General features: G+C 38.8%; 22 protein-coding genes and 2 pseudogenes. 23 read left to right on the top strand and 1 reads right to left on the bottom strand.

The genetic code is table 11. The features are described from left to right. Nucleotides 1–189: 189 nt before the first annotated feature. The 4 genes from JCM19034_RS12720 to JCM19034_RS12705 all read left to right on the top strand — a co-directional run bounded on the left by JCM19034_RS12720 (nucleotide 190) and on the right by JCM19034_RS12705 (nucleotide 4,953). Complete coding sequence (locus tag JCM19034_RS12720; protein ID WP_062050261.1) at nucleotides 190–1,479, top strand: extracellular solute-binding protein; 1,290 nt, start codon at nucleotides 190–192, stop codon at nucleotides 1,477–1,479. 86 nt (nucleotides 1,480–1,565) lie between these two features. Beyond that, nucleotides 1,566–2,873, top strand: a complete 1,308-nt coding sequence (locus tag JCM19034_RS12715; RefSeq protein WP_062050259.1) for a sugar ABC transporter permease — start codon at nucleotides 1,566–1,568, stop codon at nucleotides 2,871–2,873. Continuing rightward, nucleotides 2,873–3,715, top strand: coding sequence for a sugar ABC transporter permease (locus tag JCM19034_RS12710; protein WP_062050257.1), 843 nt, complete (start codon nucleotides 2,873–2,875; stop codon nucleotides 3,713–3,715). The genes JCM19034_RS12715 and JCM19034_RS12710 overlap by 1 nt, the downstream gene beginning before the upstream one ends. A gap of 197 nt (nucleotides 3,716–3,912) precedes the next feature. Further along, the gene (locus JCM19034_RS12705) at nucleotides 3,913–4,953 is read left to right on the top strand and encodes a LacI family DNA-binding transcriptional regulator (RefSeq protein ID WP_062050255.1); all 1,041 of its coding nucleotides are present in this window, start codon (nucleotides 3,913–3,915) and stop codon (nucleotides 4,951–4,953) included. Between the two features lie 26 nt (nucleotides 4,954–4,979). Here JCM19034_RS12705 and JCM19034_RS12700 read toward each other — a convergent pair whose 3' ends face one another. After that, a complete protein-coding gene (locus tag JCM19034_RS12700) occupies nucleotides 4,980–5,981 on the bottom strand; it encodes a LacI family DNA-binding transcriptional regulator (RefSeq protein WP_062050253.1) in 1,002 nt (333 codons plus the stop codon). Nucleotides 5,982–6,456: 475 nt separating this feature from the next. Here JCM19034_RS12700 and JCM19034_RS12695 point away from each other — a divergent pair, with 475 nt between their 5' ends. The 19 genes and pseudogenes from JCM19034_RS12695 to JCM19034_RS25075 form a co-directional block, all read left to right on the top strand. Next, on the top strand, nucleotides 6,457–6,783 hold the full coding sequence (locus JCM19034_RS12695) for a UxaA family hydrolase (RefSeq protein ID WP_062050251.1): 327 nt from the start codon (nucleotides 6,457–6,459) through the stop codon (nucleotides 6,781–6,783). Nucleotides 6,784–6,786: 3 nt separating this feature from the next. Then, on the top strand, nucleotides 6,787–7,947 hold the full coding sequence (locus tag JCM19034_RS12690; protein ID WP_062050249.1) for a UxaA family hydrolase: 1,161 nt from the start codon (nucleotides 6,787–6,789) through the stop codon (nucleotides 7,945–7,947). 16 nt (nucleotides 7,948–7,963) lie between these two features. After that, complete coding sequence (locus JCM19034_RS12685) at nucleotides 7,964–8,764, top strand: SDR family NAD(P)-dependent oxidoreductase (protein ID WP_062050247.1); 801 nt, start codon at nucleotides 7,964–7,966, stop codon at nucleotides 8,762–8,764. Continuing rightward, nucleotides 8,765–9,538, top strand: a complete 774-nt coding sequence (locus JCM19034_RS12680; protein WP_062050245.1) for an SDR family NAD(P)-dependent oxidoreductase — start codon at nucleotides 8,765–8,767, stop codon at nucleotides 9,536–9,538. A 25-nt stretch (nucleotides 9,539–9,563) separates the two neighbouring features. Then, nucleotides 9,564–10,448, top strand: a complete 885-nt coding sequence (locus JCM19034_RS12675; protein WP_062050243.1) for a fumarylacetoacetate hydrolase family protein — start codon at nucleotides 9,564–9,566, stop codon at nucleotides 10,446–10,448. Nucleotides 10,449–10,522: 74 nt separating this feature from the next. Beyond that, nucleotides 10,523–11,353, top strand: a complete 831-nt coding sequence (locus JCM19034_RS12670; protein WP_062050242.1) for an amidohydrolase — start codon at nucleotides 10,523–10,525, stop codon at nucleotides 11,351–11,353. Between the two features lie 247 nt (nucleotides 11,354–11,600). Further along, nucleotides 11,601–13,094 carry a pullulanase-associated domain-containing protein gene (locus JCM19034_RS23280; protein WP_062050240.1) on the top strand — a complete coding sequence of 498 codons (1,494 nt, stop codon included), beginning with the start codon at nucleotides 11,601–11,603 and terminating at the stop codon, nucleotides 13,092–13,094. After that, the gene (locus tag JCM19034_RS24140; protein WP_062050238.1) at nucleotides 13,091–14,272 is read left to right on the top strand and encodes an alpha-amylase family glycosyl hydrolase; all 1,182 of its coding nucleotides are present in this window, start codon (nucleotides 13,091–13,093) and stop codon (nucleotides 14,270–14,272) included. Before JCM19034_RS23280 ends, JCM19034_RS24140 begins: the two co-directional genes overlap by 4 nt. Beyond that, a complete protein-coding gene (locus JCM19034_RS24135) occupies nucleotides 14,262–14,660 on the top strand; it encodes an alpha-amylase family glycosyl hydrolase (protein ID WP_062050236.1) in 399 nt (132 codons plus the stop codon). The genes JCM19034_RS24140 and JCM19034_RS24135 overlap by 11 nt, the downstream gene beginning before the upstream one ends. Continuing rightward, the gene (locus JCM19034_RS23270; RefSeq protein ID WP_062050233.1) at nucleotides 14,654–15,187 is read left to right on the top strand and encodes a hypothetical protein; all 534 of its coding nucleotides are present in this window, start codon (nucleotides 14,654–14,656) and stop codon (nucleotides 15,185–15,187) included. The genes JCM19034_RS24135 and JCM19034_RS23270 overlap by 7 nt, the downstream gene beginning before the upstream one ends. 302 nt (nucleotides 15,188–15,489) lie before the next feature. Next, nucleotides 15,490–17,145: an alpha-glucosidase gene (locus JCM19034_RS12645; RefSeq protein ID WP_062050231.1), complete on the top strand. Its 1,656-nt coding sequence runs from the start codon at nucleotides 15,490–15,492 to the stop codon at nucleotides 17,143–17,145. A gap of 342 nt (nucleotides 17,146–17,487) precedes the next feature. Then, nucleotides 17,488–18,367 (top strand): annotated as a pseudogene (locus tag JCM19034_RS12640) (carbohydrate ABC transporter permease). Continuing rightward, entirely contained in the window at nucleotides 18,367–19,191 is an 825-nt protein-coding gene (locus tag JCM19034_RS12635; protein ID WP_062050229.1) for a carbohydrate ABC transporter permease, read from the top strand. The pseudogene JCM19034_RS12640 and the gene JCM19034_RS12635 overlap by 1 nt, the downstream one beginning before the upstream one ends. Before the next feature lie 74 nt (nucleotides 19,192–19,265). Beyond that, nucleotides 19,266–20,570 (top strand): ABC transporter substrate-binding protein, encoded by a 1,305-nt coding sequence (locus JCM19034_RS12630; RefSeq protein WP_062050227.1) that lies wholly within the window; start codon nucleotides 19,266–19,268, stop codon nucleotides 20,568–20,570. Nucleotides 20,571–20,658: 88 nt separating this feature from the next. After that, a complete protein-coding gene (locus tag JCM19034_RS23265) occupies nucleotides 20,659–21,588 on the top strand; it encodes a cache domain-containing protein (protein WP_231686941.1) in 930 nt (309 codons plus the stop codon). A 58-nt stretch (nucleotides 21,589–21,646) separates the two neighbouring features. Then, nucleotides 21,647–22,429 carry a sensor histidine kinase gene (locus tag JCM19034_RS23260; RefSeq protein ID WP_231686940.1) on the top strand — a complete coding sequence of 261 codons (783 nt, stop codon included), beginning with the start codon at nucleotides 21,647–21,649 and terminating at the stop codon, nucleotides 22,427–22,429. Beyond that, on the top strand, nucleotides 22,410–22,892 hold the full coding sequence (locus tag JCM19034_RS25085; protein ID WP_370621947.1) for a response regulator: 483 nt from the start codon (nucleotides 22,410–22,412) through the stop codon (nucleotides 22,890–22,892). The genes JCM19034_RS23260 and JCM19034_RS25085 overlap by 20 nt, the downstream gene beginning before the upstream one ends. Further along, a complete protein-coding gene (locus tag JCM19034_RS25080; RefSeq protein ID WP_370621946.1) occupies nucleotides 22,865–23,119 on the top strand; it encodes a helix-turn-helix domain-containing protein in 255 nt (84 codons plus the stop codon). The genes JCM19034_RS25085 and JCM19034_RS25080 overlap by 28 nt, the downstream gene beginning before the upstream one ends. After that, nucleotides 23,089–23,157, top strand: a pseudogene (locus tag JCM19034_RS25075) (hypothetical protein); the annotation flags it as partial. The gene JCM19034_RS25080 and the pseudogene JCM19034_RS25075, both read left to right, overlap by 31 nt. Nucleotides 23,158–23,164: the final 7 nt, after the last annotated feature.

Here is a 23,164-nt window from a genome sequence, read left to right as displayed (position 1 = left end):
GTAATCAATCGAGTGCAATCGCTTTCACTATTCGACGCTTCTTGTTTGATTTTTTTATTATCGTTTATGCAAACGATTGCTCTCTTTTGCACTACCTTTCCTTCAGCATATAAAGTCAATGATTACAAACACTATAAGATAGTTTGAAGGAAAAAGTGAAATAATCAAAATTATAGGGGGAATAAGGAGATGTTAAGAAAAAACAAATGGTTAATGATGATCGCTGTCTTTGCTCTAATCGGATTATTAGCAGCGTGTGGTCCTGATCGAGATGAGGAGCCAACTCCAGCACCAGAGGATAGTGGTGAGGAAACAACGGGTGATGGGGAAGCTACTGCTGATAAGCCAGAAGTTTTGACGATGTGGGTAAATGATGAAGAATCACAGTTAGATGCATATGAAGAGATTGTTGCTCGTTATGAAGAGGAAACAGGAATAACGGTAGAAATTACACCGTTTTCAATGCTCGATCAAATCGATGCTCTATCATTAGATGGCCCTGCTGGTACAGGACCTGACCTGTTTTTCCAGCCTCATGACCGTCTAGGTGAAGTTTACTTACAAGGGCTTGCTGCTGAGCTGAACTTAACAACAGAGCAATTAGAAGGTTATACGGAAGGAGCTATTGATGCATTTTCTTATGAAGGTGGTCAATATGGAATCCCTGCTGTAACAGAGACGTATGGTCTGTTTTATAATAAAGCACTTGTTCCTGAAGCTCCAGAAACAATGGATGATTTAATGGATATAGCTGAAGAGTTAACGAACGCATCAAATGATGAGTATGGTTTCCTAATGGAAGCAGGAAACTTCTATTTTAACTACCCGTTCTTAACAGCTACAGGTGGGTATGTGTTTGGAGAAAATGCTGATGGATCTCTAAATGCCGATGATATCGGTTTAGCGACCGATCCTGTTGTTGAAGGAGCAGAGATGATCCAGTCTTGGTATGAGAATAACTATATTCCTCAAGGTATTAATATGGATATTATTAATGGATTATTCCAAGATGGAAAAGTAGGTGCTGTTGTAACAGGTCCATGGGCAATTCCTGATTATCATAACGCGATTGGTGATGATCTTGGTGTTGCACCACTTCCAACAATCGATGGCGAACCATTAAACTCGTTCTCAGGTGTAAAGGGTTGGTTAGTTTCCGAATATAGTGAGAACAAAGAGTGGGCTACAGACTTAGCGTTATTTATTACAAATACTGAAAACTCGTTTACGTATTATGAAACTGCAGGGGAATTACCTGCCCGTACAGATGTTGAAATTGACGATGAGTATCGTGCACCGATTTTAGAGCAAGCAGAATTTGCGATTCCGATGCCGAACATTCCTGAAATGTCACAAGTTTGGGAACCGATCGCTGATGCCTTTGAGTTTATTTCGCAAGGTGATGATGCTCGAGAAGTATTAGAAGAAGCGGTTGAAGATATCGAACTACAAATTTCTTCAATGGGTTCAGCTCAATAAGATCGCTCTCGTATTGGGTTTGATCTAAAGGGGACCTTTTATCCCCTTTAGGCAAGCTTCAATCTTTTAGCAGGAGGAAGCTCAAAATGGCTAAAAAGCAAGATCAAAAAAACGTCGGCAAAAGTCAGCAACATCATAATCCAAAAGTTGCGACATTACTTTCGATTATTCCTGGCTTTGGACAAATATATAATAAGAGATATGTCAAAGGTGCAGTCTTATTTATTCTCTTTGCTGCTTTTTTTATTGTGTTTATGCAATTTTTAGAGATGGGTTATTGGGGATTAATGACACTCGGTACTCACCCTGGTTTAGATGATTCACGTGTTCTTCTGTCTCAAGGGATTTTGTCGCTTATTCTAACGGGTTTTGCTGTGACCTTTTATGTGGCGAATATGATGGATGCGTACAAGGACGCAAAGAGAATACAAGAAGGTTGGACCGTAACGTCGCTTCGAGAAGGGTTTCGGAACGCATGGGATAAAGGCTTCCCTTATGTAATTGTTGGACCAGGCCTTTTATTACTCATCTTTGTAGTTGTGTTTCCGTTACTATTTATGTTTTTCTTGGCCTTTACAAATTACAACTTATACAATGCACCACCACGTAACGTCTTAGATTGGGTCGGATTCCAAAATTTTATAGATCTCGTTCGAATACCGATTTGGCGAGATACGTTTTTCTCGGTGTTAGCTTGGACGTTAATTTGGACGTTTGTTGCAACAACATTACAAATTGCACTCGCTCTCTTTTTGGCATTAATCGTCAATGATCCGCGTGTCAAATTCAAGCGTTTGATACGTACGGTATTTATTTTGCCTTGGGCTGTTCCGGCATTTGTAACGATATTAATTTTTGCGGCGATATTCAACGATAACTTTGGTGCGATTAACCGTGATATTTTAACTCCTTTATTCGGATCGGGGCTTCCGTGGATGACTGACCCGATGTGGGCGAAGGTTGCTTTAATTATGATTCAGACTTGGCTTGGGTTTCCATTTGTTTTTGCCCTCTTTACAGGTATATTGCAAAGTATTTCGTCGGATTGGTATGAAGCTGCAGATATGGATGGTGCATCACGGTTTCAGAAGTTTTCTAATATTACATTGCCTCACATTCTATTTGCGACCGCACCGTTACTGATCATGCAATATGCAGGGAACTTTAATAACTTTAATATTATTTACTTGTTTAACCAAGGTGGGCCACCGGTACGGGGGCAGAATGCTGGAGGTACAGATATTTTAATTTCATGGGTGTATGGCTTAACGTTTGAAACGCAGAATTATAATATGGCTGCAGCAATATCAATAATAATTGGGTTAATGGTTGCTACATTCGCTTTCTTCCAGTTCCGTCGTACTCGTTCCTTTAAAGAAGAGGGGGAAATCTAATGTCACGTAAGCTGAAAAATAGGCTAGAATTAGTCGGGATTTACTTTGTTATCATTGTTATGTTTATTGTTATTGGGTATCCGTTGCTCTGGACAATCGGACTTTCCTTAAACCCGGGGACAAGTTTATATGGTGCAAGTATGTTTCCGGAAAATTGGTCGTTGGATCATTACCGCTGGTTGTTTTTTGACCCGCGCAGCAACTATTTAACATGGTATAAGAATACGTTAATCGTCGCGACTGCAACGTCGTTTCTATCAGTTGTGTTTGTTACGTTAACTGCATATGCATTTTCGCGCTATCGTTTTGTCGGAAGAAAAAATGGCTTGTACACGTTTTTAATACTACAAATGTTTCCTGTATTAATGGCGATGGTGGCGTTATATATTCTTTTGAATACAGTGAATTTACTAGATACTTTAACTGGTCTGATCATCATTTATGCTGGTGGAGCGATCCCAATGAATGCCTTCTTAGTTAAAGGGTATTTTGATACGATTCCTCGAGAGCTTGATGAATCGGCAAAAATCGATGGAGCCGGGCATTTTCGTATTTTATTTACAATTATGCTCCCTTTAGCTAAGCCGATTATAGCCGTTGTCGCTTTATTTAATTTTATGTCACCATTTATGGACTTTATTTTACCGCGAATTATATTAAGAAGTCCGGAAAACTATACGCTGGCACTTGGTCTCTTTAACTTTGTTAATGATCAATTTGCCAATAACTTTACCCGTTTTGCAGCCGGAGCAATCTTAATTGCAGTCCCAATTGCGGCAATATTCCTATTTTTACAACGGTACTTGATCTCTGGATTAACAGCAGGTGCGACGAAGGGATAATTAAAAGAAGGGGGATGGGAGAAGAAGTCCTATCCCTTTTTTATGGGAAGTACGATTACAATGAAGGAAATCACTTTGAATAAGCTCATAAGAGGGTTGACTAAATGAAAATCAGAGGTCACTATCTTTTTATTGAGTTTAGTGGGGGACATCGTTAAAATAAGTTTACAAGTTGAATGTGAAGGAGGTTGGTACGAATGGCGATTACGATCAAGGAAGTCGCTAAACGGGCCAATGTTGCACCGTCTACGGTATCCCGTGTGATAGCTAATAGTTCGAGGATAAGTGAAAAAACGAAGGAACGTGTGCGGGACGCGATGAAGGAGTTAGGCTATCATCCAAATTATAACGCTAGGAGTTTGGCGAATAAAAGTACAAAGACAATCGGAATTGTGATGCCAAATTCAGCTAAAATATCATTTCAAAATCCTTTTTTCCCAGAAGTTATTCGGGGAATAAGTATGAAAGCATATCAATCTGGATACGGTTTGTATTTATCGACAGGTCATACAGAAGATGAAATTCTTGAAGAAGTTAAGCAAATGGTCTTTGGTGGGCGTGTTGACGGAATTGTCCTCCTTTATTCGCGCGTGAATGATAAGGTGATGCCATTTTTAATAGAGCAAGAGTTTCCGTTTGTTCTAATTGGTCGCCCTTATCAAGTGGATGAGAATTTAGTAACCTACGTTAACAATGATAATTTTAAGGCAGCTAAGCTTGTTACGGAATATTTACTGTTACTAGGTCATGAGAAAATTGGATTTATCGGAGGGAACTTAGAGTTTGTTGTGACGATTGACCATATGAAAGGGTATGAGCAAGCATTAACTAATGCCAATATTCCAATCAATGAAAGCTATAAAGTTTATCATGATGAATTAAAAGAAGGTGGACAAGATGCCGTCATTGAATTAATGTCGAATGAACACCCACCAACAGCTTTAATTGTAGCCGATGATATTATGACATTTGGTGTCATTCGGATGCTCGAAGATATGAATATGAAGGTACCTGATGATATGTCGATTGTCAGCTTTAATAATGTTATGATCTCAGAACTATCGTCGCCGCCAATGACAACGGTTGATATTCATATTTATGATCTCGGCTTTAAAGCAACGGAATTATTAATGCATAAGCTGGAAGATTCGAAAAAAGAAGTCCAGCATATTATTATTCCGCATAAATTAGTGAAGCGTCAGACGTGTAAGCTCGATATGCATACTCCAAAAGTTTAACTACTTTTGGAGTTTTTGTATTTTTGTTATTGCAGTAATGATGATCTTCGTATGACAATTTCAGGAGGTAACACAATTTTTCGATTATTTCTTTCGGTATTTCCCTCGATTTTATCCACTAACATTTGAATGCCTAAATAGCCAAAATCATAGGCTGGTTGTACAGCCACTGTATAAAAATCGTTGATTGGTTCAAATCCATCAAAGCAAACAAAGGCCATCTCTTTCGGGATGTTCATACCCTTTTCCCTGAGCTTTTTCACCATCGTAGCAGCAATAAAGTTATTAGCGGCAAAAATTGCAGTCGGTTTACGGTCTGGAGGTAGTGCTAGTAGCCTATCGATGATCGTTGTTTCCGATTGTTGTTTATAATCCGTTTCAAAAATAAGTTCTTCATCAATCGGGATTTGGTAAAACTTTAGTGATTCTATGTACGCCTTTTTTCTTTCCCGTGCAGTTGATATGTAAGATGGCCCATTGATTAAGGCTATTTTTTTATGGCCATTTTCAAAAAGATGGTCCATTAACTTTCGTGTTCCTTCGTGGTTATTACCAAGCACAATATCTGAATCTACGCCTTCGATTTCCCGGTCAAGCATGACAAAGGGAATCCGATTTTTGATCAGCTTCTGTATGTTTTTCTTTGAATCATCGCCAGAAGGGGCAATTAAAACACCATCAACTCGTGATTCTAAAAGCATTTGTATATATTTTGATTCCTTTTCAATATCCTCGTCACTATTGCTGAATATAACTTGATAACCAAGCTGGAGTGCTTTATCTTCCGCACCACGTGCGACTTTCGTGAAAAAAGGGTTATTAATATCAGTAATTAATAATGAAAGTATCTTCGTTGATTTAGAAATGAGACTTTGTGCAGATTTATTAGGAATATAATTTAACGTTTCAATTGCTTTTTCTACTTTTTCCTTCGTTGATTTGCTAATAGGGCCCTTTTGATTAATAACACGTGATACGGTCATTGGTGATACATCGGCTAACTTAGCTACATCATAAATAGTTGCCATAAAATACGTCCTTTCTAAATACCGCTTATGACCTTATGGTGAATGTTTCACCCAAATGAAATTCCCATAATTAAAATGAAACGGAGGTCACAATCATTAACATCCTGTGTTCATATTAATTCATTCATTTGTATCAAAATGTTCATCAAATAACCTAACATACGTTCTATTAGGAGTCAATGATATATGATTGTCCAAGTAGCTTTACGATTTATTAGATGATAAATCTATAGTTGACAAAAAAACGGCGTTTGTTATTTTTGTGTTATCGGTAACATAATAATAACAAAACAGTTTGATAGAAATCAATGAAGTTTTTGTTTTAGAGAAGAACTAAGTGTGTTCAAGTTTGGAGAAACAGGCACGGCGTTTCTCGTTACGTTCATGAAATAAGAAGTTGTAATAGCTCGTATCGTACTTAAAAAAAAGTTAAGAGTATTTCTAATTGTAAGCGTTTAATAAAGGAGGGAATAGAATGGTAGATAACGTGTTTAATGCTGGCATAGCCTGTATCGTGATGAATGAAAAGGATAATGTAGTGACTTTATTAAAAGATGTTAAGAAGGGGGAAGAAATTAGCTTCTCCATTAATGAAGTAGAGCGGACATTGTCCGTTAAAGAAGATGTAAGATTCGGTCATAAGCTTGCCCTAAAAGAGATTCTAGCAAGGGAGACTATTTATAAGTATGGTGAAGCGATTGGCATAGCAGCAAAAACGATAAATGTAGGGGAACATGTTCATGTTCACAACCTTCTCGGAGTGCGTGGAAATGGAGAAATGAACATGAAAGGAAGGGAATAGGAAATGACAACATTTAAAGGTTACCGTCGACAAGACGGAAAAGTAGGTATTCGCAATCATTTATTACTATTACCAACCGTAGTATGTGCCAATCAAGTCGTTAATCGTATTCAACAGCAGATTCCAGGTGCCGTCGCGATTCCTCATCAGCACGGTTGTAGTCAGGTTGGAGAGGATAAGGACCAAACACATAACGTGCTCGTCGGAATGGGGAAAAACCCGAATGTTGGGGCCGTTCTTGTTGTTAGTTTAGGTTGTGAAGTAATGAATGCTGAGCAAATACGTGACGAAATTGCTGAAACGGGGAAACCAGTTGTTTGGATTGATATTCAAGATGAAGGGGGATCGGTCAATACGATCAAAAAAGGAGTGGAACTGGCTCGTGAACTCAATCAACAAATTTCCACTATTCCTGTCGAAGAATTTCCTTTATCTGAATTAGCCGTAGGTGTGAAGTGTGGTGGATCAGATGCAACCTCTGGGTTGTGTAGCAATCCTGCTCTCGGAAAAACATCTGACCGTATCATTGAAAATGGCGGAAGTATTATTATGGGTGAAACGACAGAGGTAATTGGAGCAGAGCATATTTTAGCAAAGAAGGCTGTCAACGAGCAAGTAAGTCAAAAGCTATTCGCATCGATTAAAAGGTTTGAGAACGAAATTGAGCGTATGGGTGTAGATATGCGAGGTGGCAATCCTAGTCCAGGTAACATTGAGGGAGGACTGTCAAGTATAGAAGAAAAATCATTAGGCTGCATTAGTAAAGCAGGAACAGCTCCATTAAAAGGCGTGTTTGAATATGCCGACCCCATTCCAGGGAAAGGATTTTATTTTATGGATTCACCTGGTAATGATATCGAATGTGTGTCGGGAATGGCTGCAGCAGGTGTGCAGGTCGTTTGCTTCACGACAGGGCGGGGGACACCAACCGGAAATCCAATTGTCCCAGTTATAAAAATAACGGGAAATGAATTAGCAGCCAAAAATATGGCGGATAATATTGATGTTGATACGAGCTCGGTATTAAGAGGGGAAGAAACATTAACGCAAGCTGGAGAACGAATTTTTAAAGAAATTGTTGAGGTCGCATCTGGTAAAGAAACTAAGGCTGAAATTCTCGGTCATCAAGAGTTTAGTATTAATCGTATCGGGATTAGTTTATAAGGGGAGGAGAGAGTGTATGAGTCGCCTATTAAATAGAACAGCATTAGTGACTGGTGGTAGTCGTGGGATAGGAAAAGCGATTGTGTTAAGACTAGCAGAAGAAGGTGCTAATGTCGCCATTAACTACCATTCAGACCGTTCGCAAAAAAGTGCAGAGGAAGTCAAACGAGAAGTTGAACAACTCGGTAGAAAAGCAGTCGTTGTAAAAGCTGATGTTGGTAAAAAAGTAGAAGTAGAGCAAATGATGGATAAAGTTGAGAGAGAATTAGGAGAGGTTGAAATTTTAGTTAATAATGCTGGAATTGCACCGTTTGAACCGTTTATGAAAGTGACGGAGGAAACGTGGGATCGAACGTACAATACAAACGTAAAATCGATTTTTCTCGCATCGCAGCTAGTTGCTAAGAAAATGATCCCAAAACGGTACGGCAAAATTATAAACATATTATCGACAGCTAGTTTAATGGTTACGAGTCCAGTTATTCCACATTATCAATCTTCAAAAGCAGCTGGACATATGTTAACAAAAGGAATGGCCATTGAGTTAGGACCTTACAATATAAATGTTAACGCTGTAGGGCCAAGTACTGTTGATACAGACATGTGTACCGATTTTTTAGCGGATCCGCAAATTCGGAAGAAAGAAGAGGAAGCAAATCCGATGAAGAGGTTAGGAACTGCTAAGCAAATTGGTGATTCTGTTGTTTTTCTCGCATCGGATGAAGCAGAGCAAATAAACGGTCATTTGCTTATGGTTGATGGAGGATTAACTGTAAAAGCAGCTCAACCAGAAGATCATCTAGAAAGGAGTGAGTAGATGAGATTAAAGGAGAAAGTGATATTAATTACCGGTGCAGGCTCGGGTATAGGAAAAAGTACCGCACTATTATTTGCAAAAGAAGGCGGAACAGTGATTGTCAATGATTTACATGTTGAAAACGGTATGCAAACGGTAGAAGAAATTCGTTCTCTAAATGGTGCTGCACATTTTATTCAAGCTGATGTGACGGATGAAGATTCAGTTAAATCAATGGTATTAGAGGCCATTGGAAAATATGCTAGAATTGATGTTTTGTTTAATAATGCTGGGATTAGTGGTGTCGGGAAGCTCCATGAAATGGACATAGATGCATGGAATAAGACAATCAATGTAAACATAAACGGTGTTATGCTTCCAAGTAAATATGTGTTGCCACATATGATGGAGCAAAAACGTGGTTCGATTATTAACATGTCATCTTGTATTGCTGAAATAGGTCTTGCAAGTCGTGCATCATATTCGACGACAAAGGGGGCCATTTTGGCTTTAACGAAGTCAATGCAAGTTGATTATGCTGCATATAACATCCGAGTTAATGCCATTTTACCGGGAACAATATTTACCCCCTTTGTTGAGAATTATTTGAAAACATCGTACGATGATCCAAAGGAAGCAATTAATAAGATTAAAACACGTCAATTAAGTGGAGAACTAGGAAAACCGGAGGATGTAGCGTATGCAGCACTCTTTCTCGCGTCGGATGAATCTAAATTCATGATGGGATCACCGCTATATATTGATGGTGGAGTCGTGTTCGGGAAAGATGCTTAAAATTTACTATTAGGAGGAAGAAACAATGAAACTAGTAACTTTTATGAAGGACGATCATCTAGCTTTAGGTGTTAAATTAGAAGGGGGAATTCTCGATCTTGAAGCGGCATTAAAACAGCAGCCAAACGAAGACGTTCCTACTAGCATGATGGAAGTGATAAATAAGGGGAGTGAAGCGATTTTAGCAATTGAAACTTACATAAATCGTTTATCAAATCCTGCTTTGTTAAGTGAAAATAAGATAGAATGGGGTCCTTGTGTAACAGAACCAAATAAAATCATTTGTGTCGGATTAAATTATCGAAAACATGCCGATGAAACGAATGCCCCATATCCGGAAGTACCGATTTTATTTAATAAATTTAATAATACGTTAACAGGGCATCAAAAGAAAATAGCGATTCCTAAAGTAACGGAAAAGCTCGATTACGAAGTGGAATTAGGCGTTGTTATTGGGAAGGAAGCTAAATACGTTAAAAAAGACGATGCTCTAGATTACGTATTTGGCTATTGCACAGCGAATGATTTGTCTGCTAGAGACCTACAATTAAGAACTCAACAATGGCTACTAGGTAAGACGTGTGACGATTTCAGCCCAATTGGACCGTATTTGGTGACTGCTGATGAAATTGAAAACCCAAACAATTTAGCTGTCAAAACCATTGTTAATGGAGAGGTAAGGCAGGATTCGAATACGTCTGATATGATTTTTTATGTTGATGAAATCGTCAGCTATATTTCTCAACATATGACATTAACACCAGGGGACATTATTTTGACGGGAACACCAGAAGGAGTAGTACTAGGTTACCCGAAAGAAAAACAAGTTTATATTCAACCTGGAGATGTTGTAACAGTTGAAATTGAAAACTTAGGAACACTTACGAATCAATTTGTAGAAGAAAAATAATGAAGAACAGTCAAGCTTGGTTAGTCGTACTGACCAAGCTTTTCGTTTAAAGATATGAGGGGAGAGGGATTTAAATGAGAATCGATGCTCACCAGCATTATTGGCAGGTTGATCGTGGCGATTATGACTGGATTACGCCGGACATGAGTGCACTTTACCGGGATTTCCTCCCAGCTGATTTAGAACCAATATTGAAAAAGCATAATATAGATTATACGATTGTAGTCCAAGCAGCTCCTACGTTAGAGGAGACAGAGTTTATGCTACAATTAAGTGAAAACGTAGACACGATCATTGGTGTAGTTGGTTGGCTTAATCTTGAAAATGACAACTATAAAGAGCAGTATGAAAAGTTTTGTAAACATCCGAAGTTTGTTGGCTTTCGTGTTATGATTCAAGAAATGGAGGATGCATCCACTATCTTAAGTGAACAATACATCAAAGCTTTAACATACTTTGCCGATTGTGATGTACCAATTGACTTGTTAGTAGAGCACGAGCAGCTTGAAGTGTTAGTTCGTTTGCTCGAGAAAATCCCTCATTTAAGAGGAGTGATAGATCACATTGGCAAACCAAACATTGCATCTGGCGAAATGGACAATTGGAAAAGGAGTATGAACAAGCTAGCTTCATTTGAGCAGATGTATTGTAAGCTTTCTGGGATGATAACCGAAGCTGATTATCATAGCTGGCAAACGCATGAATTTGTACCTTATATTGATTTTATCATGAATACGTTTGGAGTAAATCGTGTTATGTTTGGAAGTGACTGGCCGGTTTGCCATTTAGCAGGAACGTATGATGATGTTGTGAATATTCTCAATAATGCTTTATCTAACTCGTTACTAGATGAGGATGAGAAGTTACTTTTTGGGTATAACGCAAAGGTTTTCTATAAATTGTAAATAATAGAGAGGAAGATCCGAATACCAAAATCTAACGGTTATTCGGATTTTTCCCTCTTTTCCACCCTCTTTTTGCTACCTTTTTAGAAAATTATAGTTGAAAAAGAAATAGTTTCATAGTATCGTTTTATTAAGAGGAAAACGTTTGCATAAATTAATTTGAAGAGGTACTAATATCTCAGTAAATTGCTGGATTTTTTTTAGTTCTCCGTGCAAACGTTTCCACAAAAAGGAGGATGATCAAAAGGTGAAAAGAAAAATGATGTCAGTATTTCTTACCTTTGTGCTTCTGTTTAGTATGTTTACAGGCTATATCCCTATGTCAGCACAAAGTGAAAGTCCGGTTATCCATGATGACCGAACGGTGGAATTTTACTTGGAAGCAAATCATGCAGAACGAGTGCGAGTAGCTGGTAGTTTCACTGAATGGCAAGAACATGCCATCGAAATGGAGCCACTTGGCAATGGGGGATGGCTAGCGAAGACAGAATCGTTAATACCTGAAGTATATGAATATAAATATATTGTCAATGACGATGAGTGGATTGTCGACCCGATAAATGAGGAACAACGCAATGGAAATAGCGTCTTCGTCGTTCCTGGGCTAAACCTAGAGCAGATCCCAGCTCAATTAACAATCGGGAGTGATCAGTCTCTAATCGTTACGAATGTATCGACTAATGGAGAAATCACTGAACCAGATGGGGTAAATTGGTCTTTAGCTGAGTTTGTTGCTGGTATTGAGCTTCAAGGTTCAACATTACGTATCACTGAAGAAGCGGAAGTCGGTTCTATCGTGACACTTGTGGCAGAATTTGAGGGATCCAATGCAACGAAAGAGATCGAAATCATCGATCAACTATATTCTTATACGATTCATTACCATCGCATAAATAATGAATTGTCAGGTTGGAACGATTTATGGATTTATAATAGTGGATATGACCCGAATGCATATTCGTTTGTCGAAACGTTAGGAGATGAATATCATTTTGCTACGGGGACGTTTGCCTTCCCTGAAAATGAAATCGAGGTAATCCCGCGCAAAGGGAACTGGGAAGCTCAAGATGTCAATCGAGTTATTTCCATACCAGACGGGGCGTCTGAAGTTGAGGCGTGGCTCATTGAAGGAGATCCAAACATTTACAATAGTGAAGAAGAGGCGATTGCAGCATTGACTCAAACAACGCCTGTTGAGCGGTATATTCGTTTCGTTTATGACCGTAAAGATCGAAAATATGATGGCTGGAATCTTTGGGTGTGGGGAACTGGAAAGCAGGACGATCAAATTAATTTTACCGATTGGTTTGGGGAATTAGCGGTAGCGAACATTGAGGTAAGTGCCACAACTGATCGGGTTGGATTTATTTTAAGAGATTCGGAGGATTGGGATACAGCCCAAAAGGATGTTGACCCTGATCGTTTTATTCAAGTAAATCAAATTGACCCTATTACGAAGGTTTTTGTTAAAAGTGGTGAAGTAGAATTTCATACAGTTCCTGAGGTGACGGGCCCTATCGTAGCAAATGGCGATGTAACGTTTTATTACCGTGATCCTGACTTGTATTTGACAGATCAAATGGATACGATTGAACAGGTTGAACTAGCGATATTCGGTGAACGTTATAAAATGTCATATGAAGAGGCTAACGAGCGTTTCACTTTTGAATACGAAGGATCTTACATGGTTCACATGAGTATACATTTTTTGTCACAATTGGTGGACAAGAGTATGAGGTGACAGATCCATATAATACGGTTGACGGCAAATCGGTCGTAGTGTATGTACCTTCAGAAGTCGAGTTAACTGGAGAAGTTTACCCGAAAGCGATTAATTATAACGAAAATGCCGTTCTTAGTGTTCATATTGAAAAGGACGAAGAGTTATCGTTACGTGAACTATACGTTGATTTACGTGAAGTAGGTGGACCGGAAAAAATGCTAATTGATCTCGAATTAGAGGAAATCACGATAGCTGTCGATCATTCATCTACTGCTGGCTTGAAAGCGCTACCGTTAACAGCTATTGATCAATTTGGCAATGCTCATTATGGTGAGGCAGAGGTTGAAGTGAAGACAAGACAGTTTGTCGGTGATGCTGATTTTGATTGGGATGAAGCAAGAATTTACTTTATGCTAACAGATCGCTTTTTTGATGGTGATTCAGCGAATAATGATCCATATGGAATCGGTTATGATAGAGGGAAACCAGGAACGTATCAAGGTGGCGATTTTAAAGGAATTACGGATAAGCTAGATTATTTAGACGAACTAGGCATTAATACGATATGGATAAATCCGATCGTGGAAAATATCCGTTACGACGTACGTCATGAACATACGGATACACCTTACTATGCGTATCATGGCTATTGGGCGAGCAACTTTGAGGAATTAAACCCACACTTTGGGACGATGGAAGATTTCCATGAATTAATCGATGAAGCACATGAGCGTGGAATGAAGATTATGGTGGACGTTGTACTTAATCATACGGGGTATGGATTGAAGCCAGACGATGCCCATCTTGAAGAAACAATTCCACATTTTCCAACAAATGTAGATCGCAACCGTTTTGCAGGAATGCTCCGTGATGGTGGGACAGATACTGTTCAAGGTGAGCTAGCAGGCTTACCTGACTTTTTAACGGAAGTTCCAGAAGTGCGTGCACAAATCATTCAATGGCAAGTAGATTGGATTGAAAAATCTCGGACAGAAAAAGGAAATACAATAGATTATTTCCGTGTAGATACTGTAAAGCATGTTGAAGATACAACTTGGATGGCATTTAAAAATGAATTAACGAGAGCGATGCCTGAATTTAAGATGATTGGGGAGTCATGGGGGGCGGGTCCACATGATGATCATGGTTATCTACAATCAGGGATGATGGATTCGTTGCTAGATTTTGATTTTTAAATATCAAGCTTTTGATTTTGTCGAAGGTGAAATTGAACGTGTTCAAGCTAATTTAGAACAACGAAATCGTGCCATTTCTAATGGAGCAACGTTAGGGCAATTTCTTGGTAGTCATGATGAGGCAGGATTTTTATATTCTGTTGATGATGATGAAGGAAAGCTGAAGCTTGCTGCTGCCTTGCAAATGACTGCAAAGGGACAGCCTGTCATTTATTACGGGGAAGAGATTGGGTTATCAGGACCAGATAATTACCCTTATTATGAAAATCGCTATAATTTTGATTGGGAGTTAGTAGAGGATAATGAGATACTTGAACACTATCAAACGTTATTAAATATCCGTGCAGATATTCACAGCTATTTTCTAAAGGACACCGTTCGATGGTAGCTGGTAGTGACGAAGAAGGATATCTCGTTTTCGAGCGTTCCTTTGAAGGGGACTCAGTTGTCATTGGTTTAAATACGAATGAGGAAGTAAGTGAGGTAACATTTGCGACGCCATTTACGGAAAAGGCTGTTGATCTATACTCTGGGGCTGTTATTGAGGTTGAAAATGGCCAAGTAACCGTAGATCTACCGAGTATGGCTGATGGGGGAACGGTCATTTTGGCACAATTTGATCAAGAGATTGATCAGCCAAAACAGCCTACGCCAGGACAACCTAAACCAGAAGGGGATCAAGAAAAGCGAACACCTCCTGTAAATAATAATAATGACGTTGATAAAGATAAAATTAAAGATCAACCAACAACAAGCCCTGTAAAAGAAACAGATGAAACGCATCTAGAGGTCATAGGAGAGACGGATGAAGGCGAAGTGCTACCTATTACCGCGACAAATGTATATCAATGGCTTTTAGTGGGTATGTTTCTAGTAGCAATAGGTATTACGATCATGGGAATGAAAAAAGAATGACGAAGGCGTAAATGGAGTGAACGTCCAAGAGGTTACGGAGCCCTTGGACGTTTATAAAATGTAGATCATTTCGGAGGAGTTAGGCTCAGATCAATGTAATCGTTAAAACGTTTAAGTGAGAAACTAAAATAATTGCACATTAAGTGCAATCGATTGCACTATTCGATCAAATGTGCTATTTTATAAGACATAAGGAAAACGTGAGGCGTTTTTTAAGGTGAGCTTTTTACTGGCTTTATCTGTAAGCGTATTCGCTAAGCTGTAGGAAAAATTGCCGCTAACGTTTTAGAGGGGGATGTCTTATGAATAGAACATGGTGGAAAGAAGCAGTTGCCTATCAAATTTACCCTAGAAGCTTCAACGATTCGAATGGTGATGGAATTGGCGATCTAAAAGGGATCATCGAGAAATTAGATTATTTAAAGGAGTTAGGAATTGATGTTATTTGGATCTGTCCAATGTACCGTTCTCCTAATGATGATAATGGTTATGATATAAGTGATTATCAAGATATTATGGAAGATTTCGGGACGATGGATGATTTCGATCAACTTTTAAAGGCCGTCCATGAACGTGGAATGAAGCTAATCTTAGATTTAGTTATTAATCATACATCAGATGAACACCCATGGTTTATTGAATCACGTTCATCAAAAGATAATCCGTATCGTGATTATTATATTTGGCACCCTGGTAAAGACGGAAAGGAACCAAATAATTGGGAATCGATATTTGGAGGGTCAGCATGGGAGTATGATGAAAAGACAAAGGAATATTATATGCATGTCTTTTCTCGTAAACAGCCTGACTTAAATTGGGAAAACGAAGAAGTTCGCCATGCACTATATGAAATGGTTAATTGGTGGCTTGATAAGGGAATTGACGGTTTCCGAGTTGATGCGATTTCGCATATTAAGAAAGTACCAGGTTTCCCAGATTTGCCGAATCCTGAAATGAAGAAATACGTGCCTTCCTTTGAAGGGCATATGAATCGAGAAGGTATTCAGTCATTTCTTGAAGAGTTGAATCGTGAAACGTTTGCGAAATATGACATTATGACAGTTGGAGAGGCAAATGGTGTCCATGTTGATCAGGCAGATCAATGGGTCGGCGAAGAAAATGGCTACTTTAATATGATTTTTCAATTTGAGCATTTAAGTCTTTGGGGCAAAAGTGCGACAGGTGGATTAGATTTACCGACTTTAAAGGAGACGTTAACTAGATGGCAAGAAGGCTTAGAGGGGCTCGGCTGGAATGCACTATTCTTAGAAAATCACGATCAGCCTCGTTCGGTTTCAACGTGGGGCAATGATAAGGCATACCGCATCCAATCGGCGAAGTCGTTAGCTGCTCTTTACTTCTTTATGAAAGGTACACCTTTTATTTATCAAGGACAAGAAATTGGGATGACAAATGTTCAATTTGATTCTATTGATGATTACAATGATGTTGCAATTAAAAATCTATACCACAATGAGCTTGAATATGGAAAGTCACATGAAGAGATCATGCAAGTTATATGGAAAAACGGACGTGATAATTCACGAACGCCAATGCAGTGGAGTAGTGAAAGTAATGCCGGTTTTACAACAGGAACCCCTTGGTTAAAGGTGAATCCAAATTACAAGGAAATCAATGTTGAAAATGAAAAACAGAACCCAAACTCAATCTACCACTTTTACAAAAATATGATCGAATTGAGAAAGCAATCTGAAGCATTGACTTATGGAACGTACGAATTAGTGGCGAAAGATCATCCAAGCGTTTACGCATATACTCGGAAAACGACGGATGAGAAAATTTTAGTATTATGTCATTTGTTTGAAGGTGAGACTGAATTAGAATTACCTGATTCGTGGAAAGATCGTGAACGGGAACTGTTGCTTCATAATTATGAAGTAATGGAAGCAGGGTCACGAATAAAGCTTAGACCGTATGAAACGAGGTATATCGCTTGAAATAAAGACGGATTTCAGCCTCTCTTTTATGAGTTTTTACAAGTAAATGTTTACTACGGAAGGCTTACGTTTAGTAGGCTAGTTATCCGTATCTCAAGCTGTCTAAGGAGGCCTGATTACAGGCTTTTCGAGACAGCTTTATTTTGTTTTAGGCAACGGGTAAAATCGATCATGTCAATACAGTACACTTTTTTCGTCAATAGAGTAAGTGTTCAGATATGTGAGACGCCCTATAATTAGTTGTATGAAAGCGATTACAAAGCGAGGGCGGTGATGCAAATGAATACAGAAATAAAAACAAGTCAGCCGAATACGAACGGGCCAGTTGTGCACCGAAACATCATGACCAAAGCAAAATGGGAAAAGGTGTTATCTTATATGGCATTCGTAGGACCTGCACTTCTCTTCTTCGTCGTTATTCAAATAATTCCATTTTCATGGGGTCTATTATTCCTTTACATCCTGGAATGGCATTAGCTCAACAATAGAATGGGTTGGATTTGAAAATTATAAACGGATCTTTACGAATGATCAACGTTTCTTTGATTCTTTTCTATTTACGACGAAATTTATGTTTGCGGCAGTAGCGATTAGTAACTTAATTGGGTTTTCTTTAGCCTTGTTATTGAATACAGCAATCAAATCTAAAAATATTTTACGTACGGCCTTTTTCTTACCGAATGTAATCGGGGGGTTATTATTAGGATTCATTTGGCAATTTATTTTTGTTCGTGGTTTTGCGGCAATTGGTGAACTGACTGGAATTTCATTTTTTCAGCTAGCGTGGCTCGGTGATTCGACGACAGCGTTCTGGGGAATTGTCATCGTTTTCGCCTGGCAAATTAGTGGCTATATGATGGTTATATACATTGCTGCTTTACAAGGAGTTGATACGTCATTACTAGAAGCGGCCAAAATAGATGGAGCGAATGCATTCACGATTTTACGTCGGATCATTGTTCCACTTATTTTACCAGCGTTTACAATTTGCTTTTTCTTAACGATATCAATGGCCTTTAAAATCTTTGATTTGAACCTATCGTTAACAGGGGGAGGGCCGTTTAATTCAACTCAATCAGTAGCAATCAATATTTATCAGGAAGCATTTACGAATAACAACTATGGGGTCGGTTCAGCGAAAGCGAATATTTTCTTCATTATTGTGATGATTTTTACAGTCGTTCAAGTATCACTGACAAAAAGGAAGGAGGTTGAGGCGTAATGAACAAATATACGAAGCGGACATTTCTAGTCGAAATATTTGCGATCATGCTAGCAATCTTCTTCTTAATCCCGTTTTATTTTGTCATTGTTAACTCAGTGAAAAGTTTCTCTGAAATATTAATTGATGCTGCGGCACTACCGACGGAAGTACTGCTTTCCAATTATGCGGAGGTTTGGCATATTCTTGATTTTCCGCGAGCATTTTGGAATTCGTTTATCATAACAGTTATTAGCAATATCGGTATCGTTATTATTAGTTCAATGGCTGCATGGAAGCTAGTACGCACACCTTCAAAATGGAGTAAGTTCCTATTTTTATTCTTTGTGGCAGCAATGGTCATCCCGTTCCAGACCGTCATGATCCCACTTGTGAAAATTGGAGGAATACTCGGTCTCATTAATAGCATTCCTGGCATTATTATTATGTATTTCGGCTTCGGTGTTCCTCTTTCATTATTTCTCTATCATGGATTTGTGAAAACGATACCAATTGAAGTTGAGGAGTCTGCAAAAATCGATGGTTGTTCACAGTTTGGTTTGTTTTGGCGTATCGTCTTCCCGTTATTAAAACCGATAACTGTGACAGTGATCATTTTGAACACACTATGGATTTGGAATGATTATTTACTTCCGTTACTCGTTTTGCAAGATGCTTCGTTACGGACTATTCCACTCGCAACGAGCTCGTTTTTTGCCCAATATACGAAGCAGTGGGATATGGGACTTGCTGCACTTGTTCTAGGGATTATGCCAATCGTTATATTCTTCTTATTTTTACAGAAACACATTATTAAAGGAATTGCCTCAGGCTCAATTAAATAGTGTTTTCTACTTTGCAGACTCGTTCTGCAGATTAAAATATATACTAAAAAGGGGATTAAAAGGAGGAACATTTCATGAAAAAAGCATGGATTCTTTGGATGTCATTCGTACTATTTGTCGGAATGTTAGCAGCTTGCACGTCAAATGATTCTAGCGGTGAATCAAATAATGACGAGGGTTCAAGTGAGAATGGAACATCTGAAGGCGGCGATGAAGAAGAGGTGACTTTAAATTTCTTTCAATTCAAAGTGGAGATCGCAGATGAATTACAAGCGATGTTAGATGAGTTTGAAGAAGAGCATCCACATATTAAAGTGAACCTTGAAACAGTAGGTGGAGGTGCTGATTATAGTGCAGCATTACGATCGAAATTTGCTTCAGGTGAAACACCAGATATTTTTAACAATGGTGGATTTAATGAATTAGAGCTATGGAAAGAGCATTTGGCTGACTTATCCGAAGAACCATGGGTTGAAAACTTATTGCCGATTGGAAGCGTACCAATGACAGATGAGGATGGCACGTTATATGGAATGCCTGTTAACTTAGAAGGATATGGCTTTATTTATAATATTGATTTATTTGAAGAAGTGGGAATTACAGAGCCACCTCGTACATGGTCTGAACTTGAAGAGGCAGTATTAGCACTAGAAGCAGCAGGGATTACAGCCTTTTCTGCAGGTTATGGAGAATGGTGGATTACTGGTCAGCACTTGTTGAACATACCATTTGCCAATCAGGATGATCCCGTTGCATTCATTGAAGGGTTATATGCGGGAGAAGAAACGCTTACTGGAAACACACAATTTGAAGAGTTTCAACGTGTCATCGACCTAGAAATACAATATGGAAATCCGAACCCTTTAACGACAGACTACAACACACAAGTAACATTATTTGCATCAGGTGAAACAGCGATGATTCAGCAAGGAAACTGGACAGAAAATATGATTTATGAAATTAATCCAGATATGAATATGGCGTTTTTACCTATTCCTTTAAATGATGATGAAGAGGCCAATCGCATTCCAGTTGGTGTTCCGAATAACTGGGTTGTTAATAAAAACTCTGAGCATTTAGAGGAAGCGAAGTATCTTCTTGATTGGATGGTATCGTCGGAAACAGGTCAGCGTTATTTAACAGAAGAATTTGCCTTCATCCCAGCATTTGATAATATCGAACCTTCAGGACTTGGTGCGTTAGGTGAATCCATTCTCGAGTACTCGGTTGCAGAACAGACGATTCCGTGGACATGGTTCAGATGGCCAGATGGTGCGAACCAGGATTTTGCCGCAGCCATTCAAGAATACGTTGCGAATCAAATCGGATATGAAGAAATGCTTGAAAAAATGGAGCAAACATGGGAAAGTTTAAAGTAAACAAATAGAGAGTGGAAACCCAAAAGCAATGTAAGTACATTCTTTTGGGTTCTCCTTTTTAAGAAACAAAAGGTGGGGAGGACTTCCAATGAAAATGAGCATACGAAATAAATTGATTATACTCTTATTACTCATTACTGTTGTTCCATTTGGAAGCTCACTTGTTTTTACCTTTTTGTATACGAAGGAATCGTTAAAGGATCAAGCAATTCAGGAAAATAAGCAATTGCTTTTTCAAGGAAAAGTCAATATGGAAACGTATTTACGTGATGTAAGCTTTGGGATGATATCACTTTATAATAATAGTGAATTTATGAGCTATGTTCGCAAAAGTGAGGTTGATGATCACGTATCACGAATGGTCGTTCACAATGTGATAAATACACTTTTGTACAGTGATGAAAGTGTTTATCAAGTTTCTATGGCACTTATTAATACAGGTGAGCGGCTGACAGCGTCAAGAAGATCAGCCGTTGTCCACACATATGATATAGATGATACCGCGTTATATGAACAACAGCTACTAAAGACGAAGGCCAATCTTTATATTGAACCGCAAAATGAATCGGGTAGATTAACGATTCATCGTGCTTTTAAAGATATCCCAGCGGACGATGACTTAGCCTATATTACAATAGAAATTTCAATGGACAAAATTGCTGAGCTCAGCCAATACTTGTATCATGAAGGCAAGGAAGAGCTATATATATTTACGAGGGATGGAGATATGATCATGCAGTCGTCGCCTGTTCTGCCTGAAGGTACTTCCGTCGACTGGATTGCTGACTTAGTAGAGCAAGAAGAATTTAGCGGGACGATGGTGTGGGAAGACGAAGCCTTCGATGGAGTGATCATCTATGATACTTTAGCTGATACGGCTGGAGGCTGGGTGGTAGCGAAGCGAATTCCGTCACAAACGTTATATGAAAGTGCATACGGTGTGGCAATGATTAATATTTTCTTCGGCTTGATCGGGTTAGCATTAGTGATTATGGCGACATTTTTCGTTTTCTTTTAAAATTACCTCTCCGATTCGAGTACTCGTCCAAAATATAAAACAAATTGAAGAAGGAAATATGAAAGTTCAATTTGGTTCACTAGGAAATGACGAAATTGGTGTACTCGGAGAACGCTTTAAATCAATGATCACAAAAATTAATACGCTAATAAATCGCGAATATAAGCTTGAGCTCGAAAATAGAACGAATCAATTAAAGGTACTTCATTCTCAAGTTAATCCGCATTTTCTGTATAATACTTTACAATCAATCGGTACATCCGCATTAAAGAAACAAGTACCTGAAGTGTATACGTCTCTCACTGAGCTTTCGCATATCATGCGTTACAGTATGAACATGGATGAAGATGTTGTCAGCCTACAGCAGGAGTTAAATTATACGAATGCTTATTTACTTTTGCAGAAGCAGCGATTTGATGAAAGCTTTCAGTATACGATAGATGTTGATGATGACGTATTATCTTGGCGTGTGCCGAAAATGATTATACAGCCAATTATTGAAAATTATTTTAAACATGGCTTTGATACGAGAGAACACGTAGGAGAGCTGATGATTGTTGGTTTTGAAAAAGAACATGAGCTAACGATAATAATTAGCGATAATGGTGCTGGAATCTCAATGGAACGGTTAATGGAAGTGTATTCCTATATTTACTCGAATCAACAACGTAATAACGCTGGTTCTAATATCGGTTTGAAAAATATTTACGCTCGACTACAGCTTTATTACGGCACAAGGGCTGAAATGTTGCTCGATAATCGTGATGAAGGTGGCTTAATCGTGACGATGCGGCTTCCAAAAGAAATGGAGGAATGGCAATATGAAAGCAATGATCGTTGATGATGAAAAACATGTTCGAGAAGGCTTGCTTTTACTTGCGGAATGGGAGCGATTCGGGATTAAAACAGTTATTGAGGCTGCTGATGGCGAAGAAGCGATGAAGCTTGTGGCAAAAGAGCGACCGCAAATCATTTTTACAGATATGCGTATGCCGAAGAAGGATGGCGTCGCCTTGCTTCAATGGCTTTACACGTCTAATTGGAAGACGAAAACGATCGTTGTCAGTGGCTATGATGACTTTCGCTATTTAAAAGAAACGATTACGTATCAGGGATTCGATTATTTATTAAAGCCGATCAACCCGACTGATCTTAATAAAACGTTGCAGCGGGCAGTCACTGCTGGAATGAGCAATATGGCAGTGAATGGCAGACGGTCATTGATGAATCAATTTATAAAAAGGAACCAAATATCGTTGAAACAATTGCTGATTATTTGCGAAAAAATTACAAAGAAGAATTAAAGCTTCAGGACATTGCTGATCGGTTCTACTTAAGCCGTGAATATATCTCCCGGCGTTTTAAGCAGGAATTCAACGAGACGATTACCGACTTTATTATAAGCATCCGTATGAAGAAGGCAAAGGAGTTACTGCGTAACCAAGAGTTGAGAATTTATGAGGTTGCCGAGCTGTTGGATACTCAAATGATAAATACTTCGCCAAACTTTTCAAAAAACATGAGGGACTGACCCCGAAGGAGTATCAGCGACGGCAGGAGGAAAGCTAGGTGAGGG

It is taken from the genome of Bacillus sp. JCM 19034 (assembly GCF_001310635.1).
Taxonomy (GTDB): Bacteria; Bacillota; Bacilli; order Bacillales; family Bacillaceae_D; genus Halalkalibacter.
This window is presented reverse-complemented; position numbering and strand designations above follow the sequence as displayed.